Origin of the sequence: Citrobacter sp. Cb031 (assembly GCF_030336725.1) — a bacterium.
Classification (GTDB): domain Bacteria; phylum Pseudomonadota; class Gammaproteobacteria; order Enterobacterales; family Enterobacteriaceae; genus Citrobacter; species Citrobacter braakii.
The window spans coordinates 284238-304436 of the sequence record NZ_JAOWDA010000035.1 but is presented as its reverse complement, the minus strand read 5'-3'; the positions used below and the strand labels follow the sequence as shown (position 1 = coordinate 304436).

Annotated in this window: 21 protein-coding genes; 8 read left to right on the top strand and 13 right to left on the bottom strand. The window is 55.1% G+C overall.

Annotation, left to right across the window (positions count from 1 at the left end; translation table 11 throughout):
• Positions 1-38 precede the first annotated feature (38 nt).
• The 3 genes from hypF to OGV93_RS23160 all read right to left on the bottom strand — a co-directional run bounded on the left by hypF (position 39) and on the right by OGV93_RS23160 (position 4078).
• The gene (hypF, locus tag OGV93_RS23170; RefSeq protein ID WP_287110234.1) at positions 39-2279 is read right to left on the bottom strand and encodes a carbamoyltransferase HypF; all 2241 of its coding nucleotides are present in this window, start codon (positions 2277-2279) and stop codon (positions 39-41) included.
• Between the two features lie 94 nt (positions 2280-2373).
• Complete coding sequence (hydN, locus tag OGV93_RS23165; protein ID WP_003037366.1) at positions 2374-2919, bottom strand: electron transport protein HydN; 546 nt, start codon at positions 2917-2919, stop codon at positions 2374-2376.
• Between the two features lie 145 nt (positions 2920-3064).
• Positions 3065-4078, bottom strand: a complete 1014-nt coding sequence (locus OGV93_RS23160; protein ID WP_016154178.1) for a LacI family DNA-binding transcriptional regulator — start codon at positions 4076-4078, stop codon at positions 3065-3067.
• 264 nt (positions 4079-4342) lie between these two features.
• Here OGV93_RS23160 and ascF point away from each other — a divergent pair, with 264 nt between their 5' ends.
• Together ascF and OGV93_RS23150 are read left to right on the top strand one after the other, a co-directional pair.
• Positions 4343-5797, top strand: a complete 1455-nt coding sequence (gene ascF, locus OGV93_RS23155) for a PTS cellobiose/arbutin/salicin transporter subunit IIBC (protein WP_046274835.1) — start codon at positions 4343-4345, stop codon at positions 5795-5797.
• A 22-nt stretch (positions 5798-5819) separates the two neighbouring features.
• Entirely contained in the window at positions 5820-7244 is a 1425-nt protein-coding gene (locus OGV93_RS23150) for a 6-phospho-beta-glucosidase (protein WP_287110233.1), read from the top strand.
• A gap of 76 nt (positions 7245-7320) precedes the next feature.
• Here the strand turns inward: OGV93_RS23150 and OGV93_RS23145 are convergent, their stop codons facing one another.
• The gene (locus tag OGV93_RS23145; RefSeq protein WP_287110232.1) at positions 7321-7785 is read right to left on the bottom strand and encodes an OB-fold putative lipoprotein; all 465 of its coding nucleotides are present in this window, start codon (positions 7783-7785) and stop codon (positions 7321-7323) included.
• Between the two features lie 271 nt (positions 7786-8056).
• Here OGV93_RS23145 and OGV93_RS23140 point away from each other — a divergent pair, with 271 nt between their 5' ends.
• Positions 8057-8296: a SymE family type I addiction module toxin gene (locus OGV93_RS23140; protein ID WP_016154182.1), complete on the top strand. Its 240-nt coding sequence runs from the start codon at positions 8057-8059 to the stop codon at positions 8294-8296.
• 74 nt (positions 8297-8370) lie between these two features.
• Here the strand turns inward: OGV93_RS23140 and hycI are convergent, their stop codons facing one another.
• The 9 genes from hycI to hycA form a co-directional block, all read right to left on the bottom strand.
• On the bottom strand, positions 8371-8841 hold the full coding sequence (hycI, locus tag OGV93_RS23135) for a hydrogenase maturation peptidase HycI (protein WP_181598949.1): 471 nt from the start codon (positions 8839-8841) through the stop codon (positions 8371-8373).
• Positions 8834-9244, bottom strand: coding sequence for a formate hydrogenlyase maturation HycH family protein (locus OGV93_RS23130; RefSeq protein WP_003037385.1), 411 nt, complete (start codon positions 9242-9244; stop codon positions 8834-8836). The genes hycI and OGV93_RS23130 overlap by 8 nt, the downstream gene beginning before the upstream one ends.
• Positions 9241-10008, bottom strand: a complete 768-nt coding sequence (gene hycG / locus OGV93_RS23125) for a formate hydrogenlyase subunit HycG (protein WP_003037388.1) — start codon at positions 10006-10008, stop codon at positions 9241-9243. Before hycG ends, OGV93_RS23130 begins: the two co-directional genes overlap by 4 nt.
• Positions 10008-10550 carry a formate hydrogenlyase subunit HycF gene (gene hycF / locus OGV93_RS23120; protein ID WP_287110231.1) on the bottom strand — a complete coding sequence of 181 codons (543 nt, stop codon included), beginning with the start codon at positions 10548-10550 and terminating at the stop codon, positions 10008-10010. The genes hycG and hycF overlap by 1 nt, the downstream gene beginning before the upstream one ends.
• Positions 10551-10559: 9 nt before the next feature.
• Entirely contained in the window at positions 10560-12269 is a 1710-nt protein-coding gene (hycE, locus tag OGV93_RS23115) for a formate hydrogenlyase subunit HycE (RefSeq protein WP_016154186.1), read from the bottom strand.
• A gap of 17 nt (positions 12270-12286) precedes the next feature.
• Positions 12287-13210, bottom strand: coding sequence for a respiratory chain complex I subunit 1 family protein (locus tag OGV93_RS23110; protein WP_046274832.1), 924 nt, complete (start codon positions 13208-13210; stop codon positions 12287-12289).
• A gap of 2 nt (positions 13211-13212) precedes the next feature.
• Positions 13213-15039, bottom strand: a complete 1827-nt coding sequence (hycC, locus tag OGV93_RS23105; RefSeq protein ID WP_016154188.1) for a formate hydrogenlyase subunit 3 — start codon at positions 15037-15039, stop codon at positions 13213-13215.
• The gene (hycB, locus tag OGV93_RS23100) at positions 15036-15647 is read right to left on the bottom strand and encodes a formate hydrogenlyase subunit HycB (protein ID WP_016154189.1); all 612 of its coding nucleotides are present in this window, start codon (positions 15645-15647) and stop codon (positions 15036-15038) included. Before hycB ends, hycC begins: the two co-directional genes overlap by 4 nt.
• Before the next feature lie 141 nt (positions 15648-15788).
• Positions 15789-16247: a formate hydrogenlyase regulator HycA gene (gene hycA, locus OGV93_RS23095; protein WP_016154190.1), complete on the bottom strand. Its 459-nt coding sequence runs from the start codon at positions 16245-16247 to the stop codon at positions 15789-15791.
• Positions 16248-16444: 197 nt separating this feature from the next.
• On the opposite strand from hycA, the gene hypA reads away from it, so the two are divergent.
• From hypA to hypE, 5 genes are read left to right on the top strand one after another with little or no spacing between them, the layout of a single operon-like run.
• Positions 16445-16816, top strand: coding sequence for a hydrogenase maturation nickel metallochaperone HypA (hypA, locus tag OGV93_RS23090; RefSeq protein WP_019077546.1), 372 nt, complete (start codon positions 16445-16447; stop codon positions 16814-16816).
• A 53-nt stretch (positions 16817-16869) separates the two neighbouring features.
• Positions 16870-17742 (top strand): hydrogenase nickel incorporation protein HypB, encoded by an 873-nt coding sequence (gene hypB / locus OGV93_RS23085; RefSeq protein ID WP_016154192.1) that lies wholly within the window; start codon positions 16870-16872, stop codon positions 17740-17742.
• A complete protein-coding gene (gene hypC / locus OGV93_RS23080) occupies positions 17733-18005 on the top strand; it encodes a hydrogenase 3 maturation protein HypC (RefSeq protein WP_003037411.1) in 273 nt (90 codons plus the stop codon). The genes hypB and hypC overlap by 10 nt, the downstream gene beginning before the upstream one ends.
• Complete coding sequence (gene hypD, locus OGV93_RS23075; RefSeq protein ID WP_019077547.1) at positions 18005-19126, top strand: hydrogenase formation protein HypD; 1122 nt, start codon at positions 18005-18007, stop codon at positions 19124-19126. The genes hypC and hypD overlap by 1 nt, the downstream gene beginning before the upstream one ends.
• Positions 19123-20133, top strand: a complete 1011-nt coding sequence (gene hypE, locus OGV93_RS23070; protein WP_016157324.1) for a hydrogenase maturation carbamoyl dehydratase HypE — start codon at positions 19123-19125, stop codon at positions 20131-20133. Before hypD ends, hypE begins: the two co-directional genes overlap by 4 nt.
• The last annotated feature ends 66 nt before the right edge of the window (positions 20134-20199 follow it).

Genomic DNA, 20199 nt, shown 5'->3' with positions numbered 1-20199 from the left:
GACCTGTAGTTCTTGCCCCGCCAGTCCCGGGGCTTTTTTTATTTTTGCGCCAACGCCCGCGCCGCGGCAATCACGCCCTGCCCCAACGACAACCCGCCGTCGCCCGCCGGTAAACGCTGCGGGAACAGTAAGGTAAAATCATGCAGATAAAACGCCAGCCGGGCTGACAATAAGCGGTTATGCATCACACCTCCGCTGAATACCAGCGTCTTAATCCCCCGCTCTTCGCCCTGCAAACGCATCAGGGTAGCAAACCCACGCGCCAGCGCGTCGTGAAACGCCCACGCTCTTTCGGCAGGTTTGGCCTGCCAGGTCAGCCATTGCTGCCAAAAAACCGCTAAGTCCAACTGATTGCCTTCAAGCGGCACCGTGACAGGGTGCTCAACGCCAGCACATTGCGATGCCATCGCCTCCAGCGCGCAGGCCGCCTCACCTCCATAACTCAGCGATTCCGGCGCACATTGAAGCGCGGCGGCAACGGCATCAAACAGCCGTCCGCACGATGACGCCAGCGGTGCGTTAATCCCCCGGTCAATGGCGCGCGCCAGCACGTTCCAGTTTTGATGTTGCAGCACCGATGTTTCCGGGTAGCGCTGCCAGTCAGGAACAAAGCGCAGGCACTGCGCGAGCAAATTGCGCCACGGCTGTTTTGCCGCCAGATCGCCCCCCGCCAGCGCTACCGCCGGTAAGCCGCCAAGGTGCTCGCATTCACGATAGTTGACCCGCAAACACTCTCCCCCCCACAGCGCGCCGTTTTCCCCCATGCCGATACCGTCTAACGTCAGGGCAATCACGTCACCACCCTCGAGCGACCAGCCGTGCTCGGCCAGACACGCAGCGGCATGCGCATGGTGATGCAGCACCGTTTCGGTTGGCAGATTCATTTCGCTGGCCCACTGGCTGGAAACATAACCAGGGTGTGCATCATGCACGATACGCTGCGGCGTAAAGTCATAAATGTTCTGGATAAGGCGCAGCGCATCACGCCACTGCTGCTGAATGCCGTCATCGCTGAGATCGCCCAAATGCTGGCTGATAACCGCCTGTTCACCACGCACCAGGCAGAAGGTATTTTTCAGATCTGCGCCCAGGCAAAGCATCGGCGGCACGTCGTGAAATCCTGGCGGCAGCGCTACCGCATCCGGCACGTAACCCCGTGAACGACGCAGCATCTCGCCACTGTCGCGTACCACAGAGTCATCCATCCGCTGCACAATTTCGCGGTTATGCAGCAGGAAACCATCGGCAATTTCGTGTAAATCTTCCAGCGCCTGGGCGTTGGTAATAGCGGGCGGTCTGCCGCTGAGATTGCCGGAGGTCATTACCAACGGACAATTCATCTCTTGTAAGAGCAAATGCTGCAACGGATTCGCTGGCAGCATGACGCCCACTTCCGTTAACCCTGGCGCAATGCCCTCGCTCAATGCTGCGACATAGCGTTTCTGCACCAACACGATCGGCGCGGCTGGGGTTGTCAGCAAACGACGAGCGGGTTCAGGCAGTCCGTCATCACCGGGCAGCATCACTGCCAGAGGTTTTGCCGGACGGTGTTTGCGCAGCCTGAGCAGCGCTACGGCGTCATCATTTCGTGCATCGCACACCAGATGAAACCCACCAATCCCTTTAACGGCCACAATACCGCCTGCTTTTAGGCGCGATACTGCCGCCTGCAACGCCTCTTCTTTCTCCGCCCGCTCACCCGCGCTAAACCATTCGAGGTGGGGACCGCATGCCGGACAGGCAACGGGCTGGGCATGGAAGCGACGGTCGTACGGATCACGATACTCTTTATCGCATTGCGCACAGAGTGGGAATGACGCCATCACGGTAAACGGGCGATCGTAGGGCATGGCGCGGATGATCGTAAAGCGCGGGCCACAGTGGGTGCAGTTGATAAAGGGATAACGATAGCGGCGTTCACCGGGGGTGTTCATTTCAACCAGACATTCGGGACAGGTCGCGGCATCCGGAACGATTTGCGTATTCATCGTGCCGCCAGCACTTTGCCGAATCGAGAAATCGGCAGGCGGCTGCGTCCAGGTGAACGGTTCGCTCTCAACGCTGTCAATGCGCGCCAGCGGCGGGCAGTATTGATGCAACTGCGCAATAAACTCTGCCGGATCTTCCTGTATACGCACAACCACACCGTCACCGTCGTTACACACATCGCCATGTAGCTGTAACCGCTGCGCCAGTTGCCAGACGTAGGGGCGAAATCCGACGCCCTGTACCTTACCGCGAATACGCAGCTGTACGCCGGAGTGGTTGTTTATTGTCATGATGAATTCCCGCGGTATTGTATCCCTGAAATGTCCGTTTGCCGGATGGCGGCTTCGCCTTATCCGGCACGTATTTTACGCGGATTTTCAGATATCAGAACAGCAAAGATGCCGTGGAATCCAGCGCCGCGCGACGGCGTTTTTCAGCGCTTAGTTGCTCAAGCTTATTGCGATCCACATAAATCAGCGCGTGAGTCGGGCAGACTTCCATACAGGCAGGGCCGGCCTCACGATGGTGGCACAGGTCGCACTTATTGGCTTCGGCTTTTTCTGCCCGGACGTTCAGACCTGCCCCGCTGTTACGAACAACCGGACGCACGACCACTTCCATTGCGCCATAAGGGCAAGCCACAACGCAGGTTTTACACCCAATGCAGCGCTCCTGCATCACGTGGACAAAGCCTTTATCACGGCTGATTGCACCGTTCGGGCAGACGTTAGCGCACGGCGCGTCTTCACACTGGCGGCACAGCGTCGCCGTGGAGACATTAACGCCTTTGATGACGTGAATGCGGGGTAAAAAGGTTTCAGGGGTCAGCGATGCGCAGTCCTGGTTATCCTGATGGGATACCACGCAGGCCACTTCACAGGTACGGCAACCAATGCATTTATTGGCGTCTGCAATGATGAAACGGTTCATCAATTTCTCCAGCAATGACAGATTATCTGCCGAAGCATTCATAAATCGTGCCAGAATTTAATTAACTGTTATTAAAGGTTTTTTATTTTGATGAATGCAGAGAAGCCGTGTCATCGTCACTAGTGACGATGACAAATGACAGCCGTCAGCGCAAAACGAGCGGCGCAACAGAGTCGCGTTGAATGAGTTCACCGGTGAAGGTTTTTGGCGGCGTAAACGCCCCGTCATCCAGCATAAAGATCAGGCGGCCTATCGTTTCCTGGATCATTTCCGTTACCGGGATTTTGACGCTGGAAAGCGCCGGAATAGTGTATGGCGCGATAGCGATATCATCGAAGCCAATCACCGACACCTGAGCAGGGACGCTCACGCCATGCGCGTGCAACTGCTTCATCGCACCGATCGCCATATCATCATTGCTGGCCACCAGCGCGGTAAAATTGACCTGACGCGAAAGCAAAGTATCGACTCCCGCCGCGCCGCAGGCTGGCGTCCATTTCCCTTTAACAATCAAATCATTATTAAGCGGAATGCCATGATGTGCCAGCGCGTCTTTATAGCCTGAAAGTCGCTCCACGCCGGTAGGCGAATCCATCGAGCCAGTAATAAAACCAATCTCTTTGTGCCCGGCGGCAATGAGCTGAGTAACGGCGTTAAAACTGGTTTGCTTTTGATCGCACCACACGCAGTGGCTGGTATTTTTCCGCAGCCGCCGATTAAGCACCATAATCGGCTGGGCGTGGGCGTCGATGATATCGTCTATCTCATCCACGCTAAGAAAACGCGGATAGATCATAATCGCGTCACAGCGCAGGTCGAGCAGGTACTGGATCGCCTGACGCTCTTCCTCTGCGCTGTGCTTACCGTCAGCCAGCAACAACTGGCGTCCCTTATCTTCCGCCATCCGCGCGGTATGAAACAGCAGTTCGCTGAAATAGACGCCGTGATAAAGGGTGTTAGTTACCACCAGACCCAGCGTCTGCGTAGTTTTCGCTGCCAGACTGCGTGCCAGCAAGTTAGGGCGGTAACCACTCTCTTCAATGGCCTGAAACACGCGGTCTTTGGTTTCCTGGCTGACATAACCATTCCCGGAAAGCACCCGGGAAACCGTCGCTTTTGACACCCCGGCACGCTTCGCTACCTCCAGCATCGTGGTCATATTACTCATCCCTTTTCTCTCAATGTGACGCAGTGTACTGCACCGTTTCGCCGCTGTCCTTGCTGCTAAATTGCAAACGCTGACATCTGGTGATCGGAGTCACAATTATAAAAAATGATCAAAATTAAAACTTGCCTATTGTGTGTAATTTAAACATGATTTTGTGGAACCGGTTTCCTATCTGCGTTTCATCAACCCAGAAAAGCGACCAACGTGAACGGATAAAACATAACGTACTCTACTGATAAAACAGGATTAAATCCGATGTCCAAAAATTATGCAGCGCTGGCGCGCTCGGTTGTGACGGCTCTGGGAGGCGTGGACAACATCACAGCAGTGACCCACTGTATGACCCGTTTGCGTTTCGTTATTAAAGATGACTCGCAGGTCGACAGCACGACGCTGAAGACGCTCCCTGGCGTGCTCGGCGTCGTGCGCAGCGATAACCAGTGCCAGGTGATCATCGGCAACACCGTTTCGCAGGCGTATCGCGAGGTAGTCAGCCTGTTACCTGCCAATATGCAACCTGCAGAGCCGCAAACCAAACCTCGGCTGACGCTGAAGCGGATTGGTGCGGGGATCCTCGACGCGCTGATCGGCACAATGTCCCCGTTGATCCCGGCTATTATCGGCGGATCAATGCTCAAGCTGCTGGCAATGATCCTCGAAATGACCGGTGTGCTGGTGAAAGGATCGTCCACGCTCACTATTCTGACCGTTATCGGCGACGGCGCCTTCTTCTTCCTGCCACTGATGGTTGCTGCCTCAGCAGCCATAAAATTCAAAACCAACATGTCGCTGGCAATCGCCATCGCAGGCGTACTGGTGCATCCCAGCTTCATCGAACTGATGGCGAAGGCCGCGCAGGGTGAGCACGTTGAGTTTGCCCTGATCCCGGTGACGGCGGTGAAATACACCTACACGGTGATCCCGGCGCTGGTCATGACCTGGTGTCTGTCCTACATCGAACGCTGGGTCGATCGCATCACTCCGGCGGTAACCAAAAACTTCCTTAAACCGATGCTAATCGTGCTGATCGCCGCCCCACTCGCCATCGTCATCATTGGCCCTATCGGTATCTGGATCGGTAGTGCAATTTCAGCGCTGGTTTATACCATTCACGGCTATCTCGGCTGGCTGTCGGTGGCCATTATGGGCGCATTGTGGCCGCTGCTGGTGATGACCGGTATGCACCGCGTCTTCACGCCAACCATTATTCAGACCATTGCCGAAACCGGAAAAGAAGGCATGGTGATGCCGTCGGAAATCGGCGCCAATTTGTCGCTGGGCGGTTCATCGCTGGCAGTAGCATGGAAAACCAAAAACCCGGAACTGCGTCAGACGGCGTTAGCGGCAGCCGCCTCGGCCATCATGGCAGGCATTTCCGAACCCGCGCTGTATGGCGTGGCGATCCGCCTGAAACGCCCACTGATTGCGAGTCTTATCAGCGGCTTTATCTGCGGTGCCGTTGCCGGAATGGCCGGACTGGCGAGCCACTCCATGGCGGCTCCAGGCTTGTTCACCAGCGTACAGTTTTTCGATCCAGCCAATCCGATGACCATCGTTTGGGTGTTTGGCGTGATGGCACTGGCGGTCGTGCTTTCCTTTGTATTAACACTGCTCCTCGGCTTTGAAGATATTCCTGTCGAAGATGCAGCCGCGCAGGCCAGAAAAAACCAGGCCGCGCAACCAGGCAATATCAATAGAGCCAGCATTTGACTGGTATGAACTGAGGTTAACTATGTCTGTTTTTCCGCAAGGATTTTTATGGGGCGGCGCACTGGCCGCCAACCAGTCAGAAGGGGCATACCAGGAAGGCGGCAAAGGGCTGACCACCGTCGATATGCTCCCCCACGGCACAAACCGCATGGCCGTCAAACTGGGTCAGGAAAAACGCTTTACGCTGCGGGATGACGAATTTTATCCCAGCCATCAGGCAATCGACTTTTATCATCGCTATAAAGAAGATATCGCGCTGATGGCGGAAATGGGGTTTACGGTTTTTCGTACTTCCATTGCCTGGAGCCGTCTCTACCCCAACGGCGACGAGCTGACGCCAAATGAAGAGGGTATCGCGTTTTACCGGGCCGTGTTTGCCGAGTGTAAAAAATACGGTATTGAGCCGTTAGTTACGCTGTGTCACTTCGATGTGCCGATGCATCTGGTCAGCGAGTATGGCTCCTGGCGTAACCGCAAAATGGTGGAGTTCTTTACCCGCTACGCCCGTACCTGCTTCGAGGCCTTTGACGGTCTGGTGAAGTACTGGCTAACGTTCAACGAAATCAACATTATGCTGCACAGCCCTTTTTCTGGCGCCGGACTGGTGTTTGAAGAAGATGAAAATCAGGATCAGGTAAAATATCAGTCCGCCCACCACGAACTGATTGCCAGCGCCCTGGCAACTAAAATTGCCCATGAAATTAATCCGCAAAACCAGGTCGGCTGTATGCTGGCGGGCGGTAATTTTTATCCTTATTCCTGTAAACCGGAAGATGTGTGGACCGCGCTGGAAAAAGACCGCGAAAACCTGTTCTTTATTGATGTGCAGGCGCGCGGGGCTTACCCCGCTTACTCTGCCCGTGTGTTTCGCGAAAAAGGCGTGGTGATAGAAAAAGCGGCGGGAGATGACGATATCCTGAAAAACACCGTCGATTTCGTCTCGTTTAGCTATTACGCATCGCGCTGCGCCTCCGCTGAAATGAATACTGGCAATACCAGCGCCGCTAACGTGGTGAAGTCGCTGCGTAATCCGTACATTGCCGCCAGCGAATGGGGCTGGGGCATCGACCCGCTCGGCCTGCGCATCACCATGAATATGATGTATGACCGCTACCAGAAGCCGTTGTTTCTGGTGGAAAACGGGCTGGGGGCGAAAGATGAGATCGATGCTAACGGCGAAATCAATGACGACTATCGCATTAGCTATTTACGCGAGCACATTCGCGCCATGGCAGATGCTATTGAGGATGGCGTGCCGCTGCTGGGCTACACCACCTGGGGCTGTATCGATCTGGTTTCAGCCTCAACCGGTGAGATGAGCAAACGCTACGGTTTTGTGTATGTGGACCGCGATGACGCGGGCAACGGCACGTTAGCGCGTAAACGCAAAAAATCGTTCTGGTGGTATAAGAAAGTGATTGCGAGCAACGGGACCGATCTGGAATAACAATATTGCCGGATGACTCCGCCATCCGGCAACACGTATTATTCAGAATATATATACCCGCTGTCTGTTATCATTTTTATTGTACAACTTTAGGATTTTGCAGCAGCGGCAAAGGCGCTTCGCCCAACGCGTGGACCTGACCAATAATTGTCGCGCTCCGGCCAATCTGTAATGACTCAACATTCGTACTATTATGGGAGCCAAACTGGAACTGAATCACGTTGTTCGTTTTATTATTTTCGTCTTTCAGGCTGACAAGATAAGAATAAGCATTGGAAATACCATTAACCTTACGAATATCAATGACCACGCCCCGCAGCTTCACCCATTCACCAAGATAGTCCTTATTGGCTTTAACAGGATTTAAGGTATAGGGCGCGACAAAATCAGTGACGGACAAGGTTGGCATTGACGCAGCTGATGACTCCCCCGGTTGAAATAATCGGTCTCCCGCAGAGAAGAACGCGTCAGCCGCCGTCTCGCACCCGCTAAGAAGAGAGGAAATAATAATTAAATTTACCAAACGAATACCTGAACGCATAAATAACTCCTGTATATTAATTTCCCATATATTCAAATTCTAAATAATTCGAGTATATAACCTCCCTGAACAACGCCGAAATATAATATAACTCCCGTATTAGTAAAAGAAGAGAATATTCCCCCCCAACTATTATCAACTTCTCATCTTTTTCATTATTTGCATTCTATTTTCTGGATCTGCCTTCCAGTTTCGGGTTTGCCCTCCCGCCTTTTTACTGGCATTTTATTCAGTAGTTTTCCATCTCTTTATTTGTAACAAGGGAGTGTTTATGTCTGGTAAAAATGGCAATGCCGAAGCGGTTATCAACAAGCCATTACGTCATTTTAAAGTCAGCTATGTCAGAGTACGGCATGAAGATCGCAAAACCGGTTTTACACGACGTATAAGCCGCCATGCTTCACTCACGATGAACGGAGACTGGCTGGAACAGGCGGGGTTCCCAACGGGCACGTCGGTAAAAGTATCAGTTACGCAGGGGAAATTAATTATTGAACAAGCAGGTGAATAGTCTGTTTCGAGGGTGTCGACGTTATCCGGATGGTGGTAATGCGACACACCATCCGGTATTCAGTGCCCTCAGTCTCAGGCTTCCGGTGCCTCTAATTCAGCGAACCCACCGTGTCCTTCCCACCCGGATAATCGCTGATAAACGGTATCTACCGCATCTTTGATCGGCTGTGTCATCGGGTAGTAAAAACCGACAATATCCGGCTGGATGCCAAGGAAAATCACCTCGCCAACGTCGTCTTTCAGCTGATTGACCAGGTAGTTCAGCGGCATGTTGTGGGTGGTCATCATGAACATCTCGGCAATATCATCAGGATCGATAATGCGGATTTCACCAGGGTTTAGCCCCATGTCGGTAGCATCCACAATCAACAGACGCTGCGGGCGCAACTCACGGATGGCGACGATGTCGTTTTCCGGCGCGCTACCGCCGTCGATGACAACCCATTGTCCTTGAGGATTTGCAGCACACATTTCGGCCAACAGCGGCCCCGCGCCGTCATCGCCCATCATGCTGTTACCCACACATAATAAAACGTCAGTCACGATGTCTCCTCACCATCAGATAGATGGCGCTTTCCTGGTGGATATCGTGCAGCATGCTAAGCATCAGCTTGCTCCACTCCTGCTGCTGCGGGGTCTGCACGGCACGCGCATCATCGAACGCGCGCGCCAGCATCTGCACATGGTTGAAATCGATGACGATCTCGCCGTACTTCGGCACGCCTTCCATTTTCCGGCGGGCTTCGCTGCCTTCGGCAAGCGTGGCAATCCACGCCAGATATTCATCCCACGGGCAGGTTAACGCCGCTTCCAGGCAATCGATGATCCCAAGGTGGTGACCAATCGCCAGGCTGTAATAGACAACCTGCTGCGCCTCAGCGGGCGTTGCATCGTTCTCATCAATAAACTTACGGCTCAGTTGACTGAACACCACCGTTTCACTCATCGGATACGCGCCTCTTCGACAACATGATTAAGATGCGTGACGATCTCGGTCAGACGCGGATCGTTTTCCGCTTCCAGCCAGCGCGCCACCTGATGCTCGCCCTGCCCTAACTGCGTCATATAGTCATCAGCAATCTGGCGACCGTAGCGGTAGCCCGCCAGACGGCGTGCTTCACGATCCACCTTCACGCGCAGCGGCTGAACCATGTCCGGATGCAGAATTTCAGCCGGTTGTTCGTCCAGTTCACCTGGCGCACGCGCGTGAATTTTTTGTTCCAGCAGACCCAGCGCCATTGCAAAACCGTAAAGCGTAGCCGCAGGCGTTGGCGGACAGCCAGGAATATACACATCCACCGGTACGATTTTATCCGTGCCGCCCCATACGCAGTATAAGTCGTGGAAGATACCGCCGCTGTTACCGCAGGCACCGTAAGAGATACAAATTTTCGGATCTGGCGCAGACTGCCAGGCGCGCAGCGCCGGAGAGCGCATGGCACGCGTTACCGCGCCGGTAAACAGCAGGATATCCGCATGGCGCGGTGATGGTACAACTTTGATCCCAAAACGTTCGGCATCAAACAGCGGAGAAAGCGTAGCGAAGATTTCGATTTCACAACCGTTGCAGCCGCCGCAGTCCACACGGTAAACGTACGCTGAACGCTTGATGCTTTTAAGCAGCGACGCTTTCATGCTGGCAATGGATTCATCCACCGTCATCGGTACCGGAATACCGTTGGCGTCACGTGGGCCTAATAAATTGCTCATCAGTTGGCCTCTTTCATATGGCGAGTCAGTTCAATACGGTCAGACGGCACCAGGCATTTCTGGCGCTTACAATCCGGGCAGGTCTCAAAGCTTTCACGGTGGTTTTCCGCACGGCTGTCACCGTTGTGCTTAAGCAGCGCAATGGCGTAATCGATCTCTTTTTGTACCGCAAACGGGCGGTTACATACGCGGCAATTACACAGCGCAAAGCGGGACTGCTGCAGGAAATCCTCTTTCTTCCACACCGCCAGTTCATACTCCTGCGACAGCTTGATTGCCGCCGTCGGGCAGACTTCTTCGCAGCGGGCGCAGAAGATGCAACGACCGAGATTGAACTGCCACGCCAGCTCTTGGGTAACCAGATCGGTTTCTACCGTCAGCGCGTTCGACGGGCACGCATTCACACAGGCCGCACAGCCAATGCACTGCTGCGGATTGTGTTCCGGTTTGCCACGGAAGTTTTTATCGACCGCAATCGGCTCCAGCGGATACGACGACGTCGGCGCCCCGGTTTTGATGACTTTTTTGATAAAGGTAAACATGGCGATTCCTTATTTCAGCGGCGAGTTTTTACGCTCGATGCTGTAGCGCTCAAGTTCTTTGTACGGCACGACTTTGCTCTTCTTCTTACGCACATCGACCACGGTCATACGGTCGGTACAGGAGTAGCAAGGATCGAGGCTACCGATAATCAGCGGGGCATCGGAAACGGTGTTGCCACGCAGCATGTAGCGCAGCGTCGGCCAGTTGGCGTAAGTCGCCGCGCGACAGCGCCAGCGATACAGTTTCTGGTTGTCGCCAGTCATACTCCAGTGGATGTCATCCCCGCGCGGCGCTTCAGCAAAGCCCAGCGCAAAGCGGTGTGGAATGTAGGTGAAACCTTCCACAGCCAGCGGGCCGCCTGGCAGGTTGTCCAGACCAAAGTCGATCATATTCAGTGCGGTGTAGACTTCATTGATACGGACTTTCAGACGAGAAATAACGTCGCAACCCTGCTCACTGTGAACTTCCATCGGCAGCAGGCCATAGCCCACAAACGGGTGATCGGCGCGGGTGTCACGCGCATGGCCGCTGGCGCGTACCATCGGGCCGACGTTACTGAAGTCACGGGCAATCTCCGGATCCAGACGGCCAATACCTACGGTACGCTGTTCCATGTTCGGCGTGCTGAGCAGCATATCGACCAGTTCCTGCACGTCACGACGCATCTGCTGCGCCAGTTGACGGGTCTGGATCATATCCTCTTTCAGCAGATCACGACGAATACCGCCGATCAGGTTCAGACCGTAAGTTTTACGTGCCCCGGTGAGGATCTCCGCCATCTTCATGGAGGTTTCACGCACGCGGAAGAACTGCATAAAGCCGGAGTCAAAACCGGTAAAGTGACAGGCCAGGCCGAGGTTCAGCAGGTGCGAGTGCAGGCGTTCAACTTCCAGCAGAATGGCGCGGATCATCTGCGCACGTTCCGGCACGACGATGCCCATCGCGTTCTCGACGGAGGTGGTATAGGCGGTGCTGTGCGCAAAGCCGCAAATGCCGCACACGCGGTCGGACAAGAAGGTCACTTCGTTGTAACCCATGCGGGTTTCCGCCAGCTTCTCCATGCCGCGGTGGACATAGAACAGACGGTAGTCGGCGTCGATGATGTTCTCGCCGTCAACAAACAGACGGAAGTGACCGGGTTCATCAGAGGTGACGTGCAGTGGGCCAATCGGCACTACATTATTTTTCTTGTCTCCCAGTTCGTTGATGAACTCGTAGGTTTCAGCATCGGTAGTCGGCGCGGGGCGCTGGCGATAATCCATGCTGTCTTTACGCAGCGGGTAGAGTTCGTCCGGCCAGTCATCCGGCAGTACCAGACGACGCTCATCGGGCAAACCAACCGGGATCAAACCGTACATATCGCGCACTTCGCGCTCGCCCCAGACCGCAGCAGGCACGCGCGGCGTGACGGACGGGAACTCCAGCTTATTGGCATCGACCTCAACGCGCACGGTAATCCAGCACTTGGTTCCCTGCTCCATCGACAGCACGTAGTAAACGGCATAATGACCGCACAGCTGACGTTCGTCGTTACCAAACAGCACGGACAACCAGCCGCCCTGTTTGTAGTACAGGAACTCCACCACTTCCGGCAGGTAGTTCACCTTGACGGTGATCGTCAGCTGATCTTTGGTCTGCCAGGCTTCATCCAGCACGACGCCCGGGAAGGCCTGGTGCAGCGCCGCGAGATATTGTTGACCTAATTTTTCTTCAGACATGCTCAAACTCTCTTAAATCACGCCACCAGCAAGGAGACGAACGCTAAAAACGCAAACCCAAAACCGGCCCAGGTCACGCGTGAAGTGGCGCAAAAACGCAGACGCGCCATGCTGTTTTCGAACAGGGCGATGACCAGCACGCCGAGAACCAGTTTGACGACGGCAATCACCAGCGCCAGCAGCAGCCCACCCGAGGTGAAGGTTTCCATCTGTCCCCACGGCAGGAACACGCCAACGAACATTTGCAGAACGACCAGTTGCTTAAGGCTAATGCCCCATTTCAGCACCGCAAAACCGCTGCCGCTGTATTCGGTCAATGGACCTTCCTGCAGCTCCTGCTCTGCCTCTGCCAGATCGAACGGCAGTTTGCCCATTTCGATAAAGGTGGCGAAAGCACAGGCGCACAGCGCCAGAATCAACGGAATGCTGCGTGCAGCTGGCCAGTGATAAATGGTATCGGCGATATTGCTGATATGCGTTGAGCCAGCAACCTGCGCCGCAACCCACAGACCCAACAGCAGGATAGGTTCAACCAGCACGCCGAGCATCGCTTCGCGGCTGGCGCCAATAGCGGTAAACGGGCTACCGGTATCCAGGCCCGCGATAGAGAAGAAGAAGCGGGCGATGGCGAACAGGTAAATTAAGGTGATCAGATCGCCCAGTTGCGGCAGTGGTGAGCCAACGGTCACTACCGGCAACGCGGTGGCGATAGTCAGCATCACACCCACCATCACAAACGGCGTCAGGCGGAAAACCCAACTGGAATCCGCAGGCGCAATGCTCTGACGGCCCAGCAGTTTGATGATGTCGCGGTATTCCTGCAAAACGCCCGGACCGCGGCGATTGTGCAAACGCGCACGTGCCACGCGGGTAATACCGGACAGCAGCGGCGCAACGGCAAACAGCACCAGCGCCTGAATTAACGGATATAAAACACTCATTCTCAGGCTCCTCGTGAAACCACAATCACCACCAGTACCGCCAGCTCAATCAGCGCCAGGCGACGGAACAGCACCGGTGCAGCCGCATTCTGCCAGCCCGGAACCAGTGATACCGGATTCAGCCATTTGCGCAGTTTGAGTACCGGTGCAAAGGCTTCTTTCACCGGCATGGCAAAACCGTGTGCGGTAATGACCATTGACTGCTCGTGATCGTAACCACACACCCATGCCGCACCGCGTGAACGCGATGGCAGACGGTTGCCTTTGAAAATCGCCATGATGATGAACGGCAGCAGCGGACATGCGATCAGCAGCAGCGTGATCATTGGCTGAGAAACGGTGGTGTTCGCGGTTTCCAGCGGCAGCGGAACGGCAGCGGAGATCATCGGCAGCAGCCACGGCGCAGCAACGCCCCCAATCACGCAGCAGATAGCCAACGCGACTACGCTAACGCCCATCAGGATTGGCGCGCAGCAGGCATTTTCAGCTTCCTTCGTGCGCGGTGCGCCAAGGAACGTAACGCCATAGACTTTCGCCATACACATCACCGCCAGCGCGCCGGTAATCGCCAGTCCCACCGCCAGCAACGGTCCTAAAAGACGACCGACAAACGCGCCGCTGTTGCCAAGCTTAAAGAAGGACTGGTAGATAACCCACTCACCGGCAAAACCGTTCAGCGGCGGCAGTGCGGCCATCGCCATCAGGCCAACCAGCATCGCCAGAGAGATAACCGGCATACGTTTACCGATACCGCCCAGTTTTTCGATATCACGATGACCGGTACGGAACCAGATGCTGCCTGCGCCCAGGAACAGAACGCTTTTGAACAGGCTGTGGTTTACCAGGTGGTACAGACCGCCGGTCAAACCCAGCGCAATCAGTGCAGGTTGATTCAGGGAAATTCCGGTTACGCCAGCGCCCAGACCCAGCAGAATAATGCCGATGTTTTCCAGCGTGTGATATGCCAGCAGACGCTGAATGTTGTGTTCCATCAGCGCATACAGACCGCCGACAAACGCGGTGATCATTCCCAGCACCAGCAGCGTAATGCCCCACCACAGCGGCGCATTACCGCCCAGCAGCGACAGGGAGAGAATACCCAGCAGACCCACTTTCATGACGACGGTAGAGAACAGCGCCGCAGCCGGTGCGCTGGCGTTGGCGTGTGCCTGTGGTACCCATCCGTGCAGCGGAATAATCCCGGCCAGCAGGCCAAAACCCGCCACGCCCAGCAGCCAGATATCAGACCCGAGCGGCAGCTCCTGTGCGCGCAGGTCAAGCAGGCGCAGCTCTAGGGTGCCGTAGCGTTGCCACACCAGGTAGCAGGCAATAGCCAGCAGCAGTGTGCCGACGCGGCCCAGCGCAAACCACAGTTTGCCCTCTTTGCTGCAGCCGGTGAGGAACACGGCACACAGCGCCATGATTTCCGCCATCACCACCAGCGTTCCGAGGTTGCTGGCAACCACCGCACATACCGCCGCGGCCATCAGCAGATTCACCAGCAGCCCGTTGGCTTTTACCTGCGGATGACGATGCCAGTCAATGTTGTACAGGCTGACAAACAGGCCGCACAGGCCCAGCGTAATCAGCCAGATAGCGTTCAACGGGGTAATTTGCACACTGTGACCAATAAACGGCATCACACCGCTTAAAGCCAGGGCATTAGTCAGTACGGTGAAACCCGCAGCCGCTGTACACAGGCTGCCAACCGCACCGCCAACCCCGGCAATCCAGCCGCTCAGCGGTTTGTGAAATGAAAACAGAAATGCCAGAACCGCAGCCGCCGTAAACCAGGCTACGCCGCTGTTAATCAGTGAAATTGCGCTCATTTTGCATCCCCACTCTGAGCCTGCTGAAACAAGGTGAGATCGCCGAAGTCGGTATTGAAAGTCAGCTCACGCTTACGTTTGCTGGCGCGGGCAATATCCACGTTACTCACCAGGTGCAGGGCTTTGGTCGGGCACATGCGTACGCAGGCCGGACCAAGCTCGTCAAAACTGCACAGATCGCATTTCACCGCGATGGCGCGAATACCCGGAACCCAGTCCAGCAACGTGCTCACGCGGGCAGGCGCTGGCGGAGCCGGAGGCGCTTTTGGCGTATTGGCGTTTGCCGGGATATGCAGCGGACGGCTACCGGAAAACTCAATCGCGCCAAACGGACAGGCTATCCCGCACAGTTTGCAGCTTACACACAGGCTTTCATTCAGCTGCACGGCACCATCAACGCGATTAATCGCATTAACCGGACAAACGGTGGCGCAAGGCGCATCTTCGCAATGGTGGCAAAGCTGCGGGGCGGATTCTTTTTCATTTAACATCACTTTCAGGCGCGGCATTGACTGCAGGCCATGCTGGCGATGTGTCTCTGAGCAGGCGGCTTCACAGGTGTGGCAGCCGATGCAAAGAGTGGAGTCAGCAATTACAAAACGATTCACCAGGCATTCCTCAGGTGATAGTCATTTTTGACGAAAACATGTCTGGAAAATGTCATTTCGACATTTTTCGACATGCCCATTCCCTAAACGTCGTGACGCAGTATGAAAGCGCATCATGACAAAAGTGGGCACACCCAAGGCTTAAGCCGGGCTATGTCCCTCAATCAGCTGGCTTAAATTCACCGGCATATTGTTTTCAACCGCGGTATAGAGGCTGTCGTAGACGGTGGCGATTTTTTCGAGATAGTGCTCCAGCACCTGCTCGCGATCGCGGTTGCTGATACGCTCATCAACCTTACCGTCGATGGTCAACTCAGCCTGTGCAATCAGTTGCTTATCATCACCGTCTTTCGTTTCAACGTAGTACTCGATGGTGTGGCTGTTAAAGCCGTCCGCCAGCGTGACGTAGATAGTGAAGTGTTCAAAAAGGACGAAGCAGAGATCCTTGTCCGGTGCGCAGCTCATTGCATGATGCAAACGCGCTTTTGACAGGGTGATCCCCTGAACCAGCGAGTTGCAGTAAATACGCCACTGGTCCTGTAGGCGACGATGCCGTTCAGCGATGTAATCGGCTTTTTCGCTTATTTCCCAAATAGTCATGTCAGGTTACCCGTTTAGCAGAGATGACAGCTTTAAGCACATTTCATGCCAAAATTAAAAACCTTAATTTTCATATAGATAAAAAATCAAAGAGTGGTGACGACATGTCATTTCGTCATCGTCGTCATTGTCACGATAGAAAAAATTCAAGCTGGCATGTTTATTGCTTTTAATACGGCAACTTCATAGGAGGCGGTATGCACGAAATAACCCTCTGCCAACGGGCACTGGAATTGATTGAACAACAGGCCACGCAATACGGTGCACAGCGAGTAACTGGGGTCTGGCTCAAAATTGGCGCATTTTCTTGCGTAGAAACCAGCGCTCTCGCCTTTTGTTTTGATCTGGTATGCCGCGGGACCCTTGCAGAAGGTTGTAAACTCCACCTCGAAGAACAAGAAGCCGAATGTTGGTGCGAATCTTGTCAGCAATACGTCACCTTACTGACGCAACGCGTGCGCAGATGTCCGCAATGCAACAGCGATATGCTGAGAATTGTGGCCGATGACGGCTTACAGATTCGACGTATTGAAATAGATGAAACTCCAGCGTCGGATGCCGACGCCTAAGCGTCATCATCCGGCAACTGAAGTATCGCAAGTAATAAGATCAGGAGTGAGCGATGTGTACGACATGTGGTTGCGCTGAAGGCAACCTTTATATAGAGGGTGATGAGCATAATCCCCACTCGGCGTTTCGCAGCGCGCCATTTGCCCCGGCAGCTCGTCCGGCGCTGAATATTACCGGGGTGAAGACCTCCAGTTTCACACCGAGCCAGACCGAAGAAGGCGATTTGCATTACGGTCACGGTGAAGCAGGCACCCACGCGCCAGGCATGAGTCAGCGCCGAATGCTGGAAGTGGAAATTGACGTGCTGGATAAAAACAACCGTCTGGCCGAGCGCAACCGCGCACGCTTTGCTGCCCGTCAACATCTGGTATTAAACCTTGTCTCAAGCCCAGGCTCCGGTAAAACCACGCTGCTGACCGAAACGCTGATGAAGCTCAAAGACAGCGTGCCTTGCGCCGTCATTGAAGGCGACCAGCAGACGGTTAACGATGCCGCCCGTATTCGCGCCACAGGTACGCCCGCCATCCAGGTCAACACCGGTAAAGGTTGCCACCTTGACGCACAAATGATTGCTGACGCCGCGCCACGTTTGCCGCTTGAAGACAACGGCATCCTGTTCATTGAAAACGTCGGGAACCTGGTTTGCCCGGCTAGCTTCGACCTCGGCGAACGCCATAAAGTGGCGGTGCTTTCCGTCACCGAAGGCGAAGACAAGCCGCTGAAATACCCGCATATGTTTGCCGCCGCGTCGCTGATGCTGCTCAACAAAGTAGACCTACTGCCGTACCTCAATTTTGACGTAGAAAAGTGCATCGCCAGCGCCCGGGAAGTGAACCCGGAAATTGAGATTATCCTGATTTCCGCCACCAGTGGCGAAGGCATGGACCAATGGCTCTCCTGGCTGGAGACGCAGCGATGTGCATAGGTGTTCCGGGTCAAATCCGCACCATTGATGGCAACCAGGCCAAAGTCGACGTTTGCGGTATTCAGCGCGACGTCGACCTGACGCTGGTCGGAAGCTGCGATGAACACGGTCAACCCCGTCTGGGCCAGTGGGTACTGGTCCACGTCGGCTTTGCCATGAGCATCATTAATGAAGCTGAAGCGCGCGACACGCTCGACGCGCTACAAAACATGTTTGACGTTGAGCCGGATGTCGGCGCGTTGTTGTATGGCGAGGAAAAATAATGCGTTTTGTTGACGAATACCGCGCACCAGAACAGGTGATGCAGTTGATAGAGCACCTGTGTGAACGTGCCGCACACCTCCCCTACACTGCTGAACGTCCGCTGCGCATCATGGAAGTGTGTGGTGGTCATACCCACGCTATCTTCAAGTTCGGTCTCGACCAATTGTTGCCTGACAACGTCGAGTTTATTCATGGCCCGGGCTGCCCGGTTTGCGTTCTGCCGATGGGCAGAATCGACAGCTGTGTGGAAATCGCCAGCCATCCGGAAGTGATTTTTTGCACCTTTGGCGATGCGATGCGCGTTCCGGGTAAACAAGGTTCTTTGCTACAAGCCAAAGCGCGCGGCGCGGATATCCGCATCGTCTATTCACCGATGGATGCGCTGAAGCTGGCGCAGGAAAACCCAACGCGTAAGGTTGTGTTCTTTGGCCTGGGTTTTGAAACCACAATGCCAACCACCGCCATCACCCTTCAGCAGGCAAAACAGCGTGACGTGCAGAACTTTTACTTTTTCTGCCAGCACATCACGCTTATCCCTACGCTGCGCAGTCTGCTGGAACAGCCGGACAATGGCATCGACGCCTTCTTAGCGCCGGGCCATGTCAGCATGGTGATTGGCACCGATGCCTATAATTTCATTGCTTCAGATTTCCATCGTCCGTTGGTGGTCGCCGGTTTCGAACCGCTCGATCTACTGCAGGGCGTGGTGATGTTGATTGAACAGAAGATTGCCGCGCATAGCCAGGTTGAAAACCAGTATCGCCGCGTGGTGCCGGACGCCGGTAACCTGTTAGCGCAACAGGCCATCGCCGAAGTGTTCTGCGTCAATGGCGATAGCGAATGGCGCGGTCTGGGCGTCATTGAATCCTCTGGCGTTCACCTGACGCCAGACTATCAGCGCTTTGATGCCGAAGCGCATTTCCAGCCAGCGCCGCAGCAGGTGTATGACGATCCGCGCGCGCGTTGCGGCGAGGTATTGACCGGCAGATGCAAACCGCATCAGTGCCCGCTATTTGGCAAAACCTGTAACCCGGAGACCGCGTTTGGCGCCCTGATGGTCTCCTCAGAAGGCGCATGTGCCGCCTGGTATCAGTATCGTCAGCAGGAGTGTGAAGCATGAACAGCGTACAACTCGCCCACGGTAGCGGCGGTCAGGCTATGCAGCAGTTGATCAACAGTCTGTTTATGGAGGCTTTTGCTAATCCGTGGCTGGCGGAACAAGAAGATCAGGCCCGTCTGGATCTGGCGCAACTGGTTGCAGAAGGCGATCGTCTGGCGTTTTCAACCGACAGCTATGTTATCGATCCGTTGTTCTTCCCGGGTGGCAATATCGGCAAGCTGGCCATCTGCGGTACGGCTAACGACGTGGCGGTCAGCGGCGCGATCCCTCGCTACCTCTCCTGCGGTTTTATCCTCGAAGAGGGTTTGCCGATGGAGACGTTGAAAACCGTCGTCAACAGTATGGCGGCGACCGCGCGTGAAGCAGGCATCGCCATCGTGACCGGCGATACCAAAGTCGTGCAGCGCGGCGCTGCAGACAAGCTGTTCATCAACACGGCCGGAATGGGGGCGATCCCCGCCAACATTCACTGGGGCGCACAGACCCTCGGCCCAGGCGATGTGCTGCTGGTCAGCGGTACGCTTGGCGATCACGGCGCAACTATCCTTAACCTGCGCGAACAGCTGGGTCTTGATGGCGAACTGGTCAGCGACTGCGCGGTATTGACACCGCTTATCCAGACGCTGCGTGATATTCCCGGCGTGAAGGCGCTGCGTGACGCGACCCGTGGCGGCGTAAATGCGGTAACGCATGAATTTGCCGCCTCATGCGGGTTTGGTATTGAGCTGTCTGAAGCGGCCCTGCCCGTGAAGCCCGCGGTGCGTGGCGTTTGCGAACTGCTGGGTCTGGATGCGCTTAACTTTGCTAACGAAGGCAAGCTGGTGATTGCCGTTGAGCGTCAGGCTGCTGAAACGGTGCTTGCCGCGCTGCGCGCACATCCGTTAGGACGCGATGCCGCAATGATTGGTGAAGTGGTAGAACGCAAAGGTGTGCGTCTTGCCGGACTCTACGGCGTGAAACGCACTCTCGATTTACCACACGCCGAACCATTACCTCGTATATGCTAACAGCCGGTTGGCAGCAAGCTGTAGGCCGGGTAAGACGCATTTGCGTCGACATCCGGCCTTAACGCT

Excerpts from the sequence above, each read along its gene's own strand:
- hypF (WP_287110234.1), bottom strand. The coding sequence starts at position 2,279 with ATGACAATAAACAACCACTCCGGCGTACAGCTGCGTATTCGCGGTAAG.
- hydN (WP_003037366.1), bottom strand. The coding sequence starts at position 2,919 with ATGAACCGTTTCATCATTGCAGACGCCAATAAATGCATTGGTTGCCGT.
- OGV93_RS23160 (WP_016154178.1), bottom strand. The coding sequence starts at position 4,078 with ATGACCACGATGCTGGAGGTAGCGAAGCGTGCCGGGGTGTCAAAAGCG.
- ascF (WP_046274835.1), top strand. The coding sequence starts at position 4,343 with ATGTCCAAAAATTATGCAGCGCTGGCGCGCTCGGTTGTGACGGCTCTG.
- OGV93_RS23150 (WP_287110233.1), top strand. The coding sequence starts at position 5,820 with ATGTCTGTTTTTCCGCAAGGATTTTTATGGGGCGGCGCACTGGCCGCC.
- OGV93_RS23145 (WP_287110232.1), bottom strand. The coding sequence starts at position 7,785 with ATGCGTTCAGGTATTCGTTTGGTAAATTTAATTATTATTTCCTCTCTT.
- OGV93_RS23140 (WP_016154182.1), top strand. The coding sequence starts at position 8,057 with ATGTCTGGTAAAAATGGCAATGCCGAAGCGGTTATCAACAAGCCATTA.
- OGV93_RS23130 (WP_003037385.1), bottom strand. The coding sequence starts at position 9,244 with ATGAGTGAAACGGTGGTGTTCAGTCAACTGAGCCGTAAGTTTATTGAT.
- hycG (WP_003037388.1), bottom strand. The coding sequence starts at position 10,008 with ATGAGCAATTTATTAGGCCCACGTGACGCCAACGGTATTCCGGTACCG.
- hycF (WP_287110231.1), bottom strand. The coding sequence starts at position 10,550 with ATGTTTACCTTTATCAAAAAAGTCATCAAAACCGGGGCGCCGACGTCG.
- hycE (WP_016154186.1), bottom strand. The coding sequence starts at position 12,269 with ATGTCTGAAGAAAAATTAGGTCAACAATATCTCGCGGCGCTGCACCAG.
- OGV93_RS23110 (WP_046274832.1), bottom strand. The coding sequence starts at position 13,210 with ATGAGTGTTTTATATCCGTTAATTCAGGCGCTGGTGCTGTTTGCCGTT.
- hycC (WP_016154188.1), bottom strand. The coding sequence starts at position 15,039 with ATGAGCGCAATTTCACTGATTAACAGCGGCGTAGCCTGGTTTACGGCG.
- hycA (WP_016154190.1), bottom strand. The coding sequence starts at position 16,247 with ATGACTATTTGGGAAATAAGCGAAAAAGCCGATTACATCGCTGAACGG.
- hypA (WP_019077546.1), top strand. The coding sequence starts at position 16,445 with ATGCACGAAATAACCCTCTGCCAACGGGCACTGGAATTGATTGAACAA.
- hypB (WP_016154192.1), top strand. The coding sequence starts at position 16,870 with ATGTGTACGACATGTGGTTGCGCTGAAGGCAACCTTTATATAGAGGGT.
- hypC (WP_003037411.1), top strand. The coding sequence starts at position 17,733 with ATGTGCATAGGTGTTCCGGGTCAAATCCGCACCATTGATGGCAACCAG.
- hypD (WP_019077547.1), top strand. The coding sequence starts at position 18,005 with ATGCGTTTTGTTGACGAATACCGCGCACCAGAACAGGTGATGCAGTTG.
- hypE (WP_016157324.1), top strand. The coding sequence starts at position 19,123 with ATGAACAGCGTACAACTCGCCCACGGTAGCGGCGGTCAGGCTATGCAG.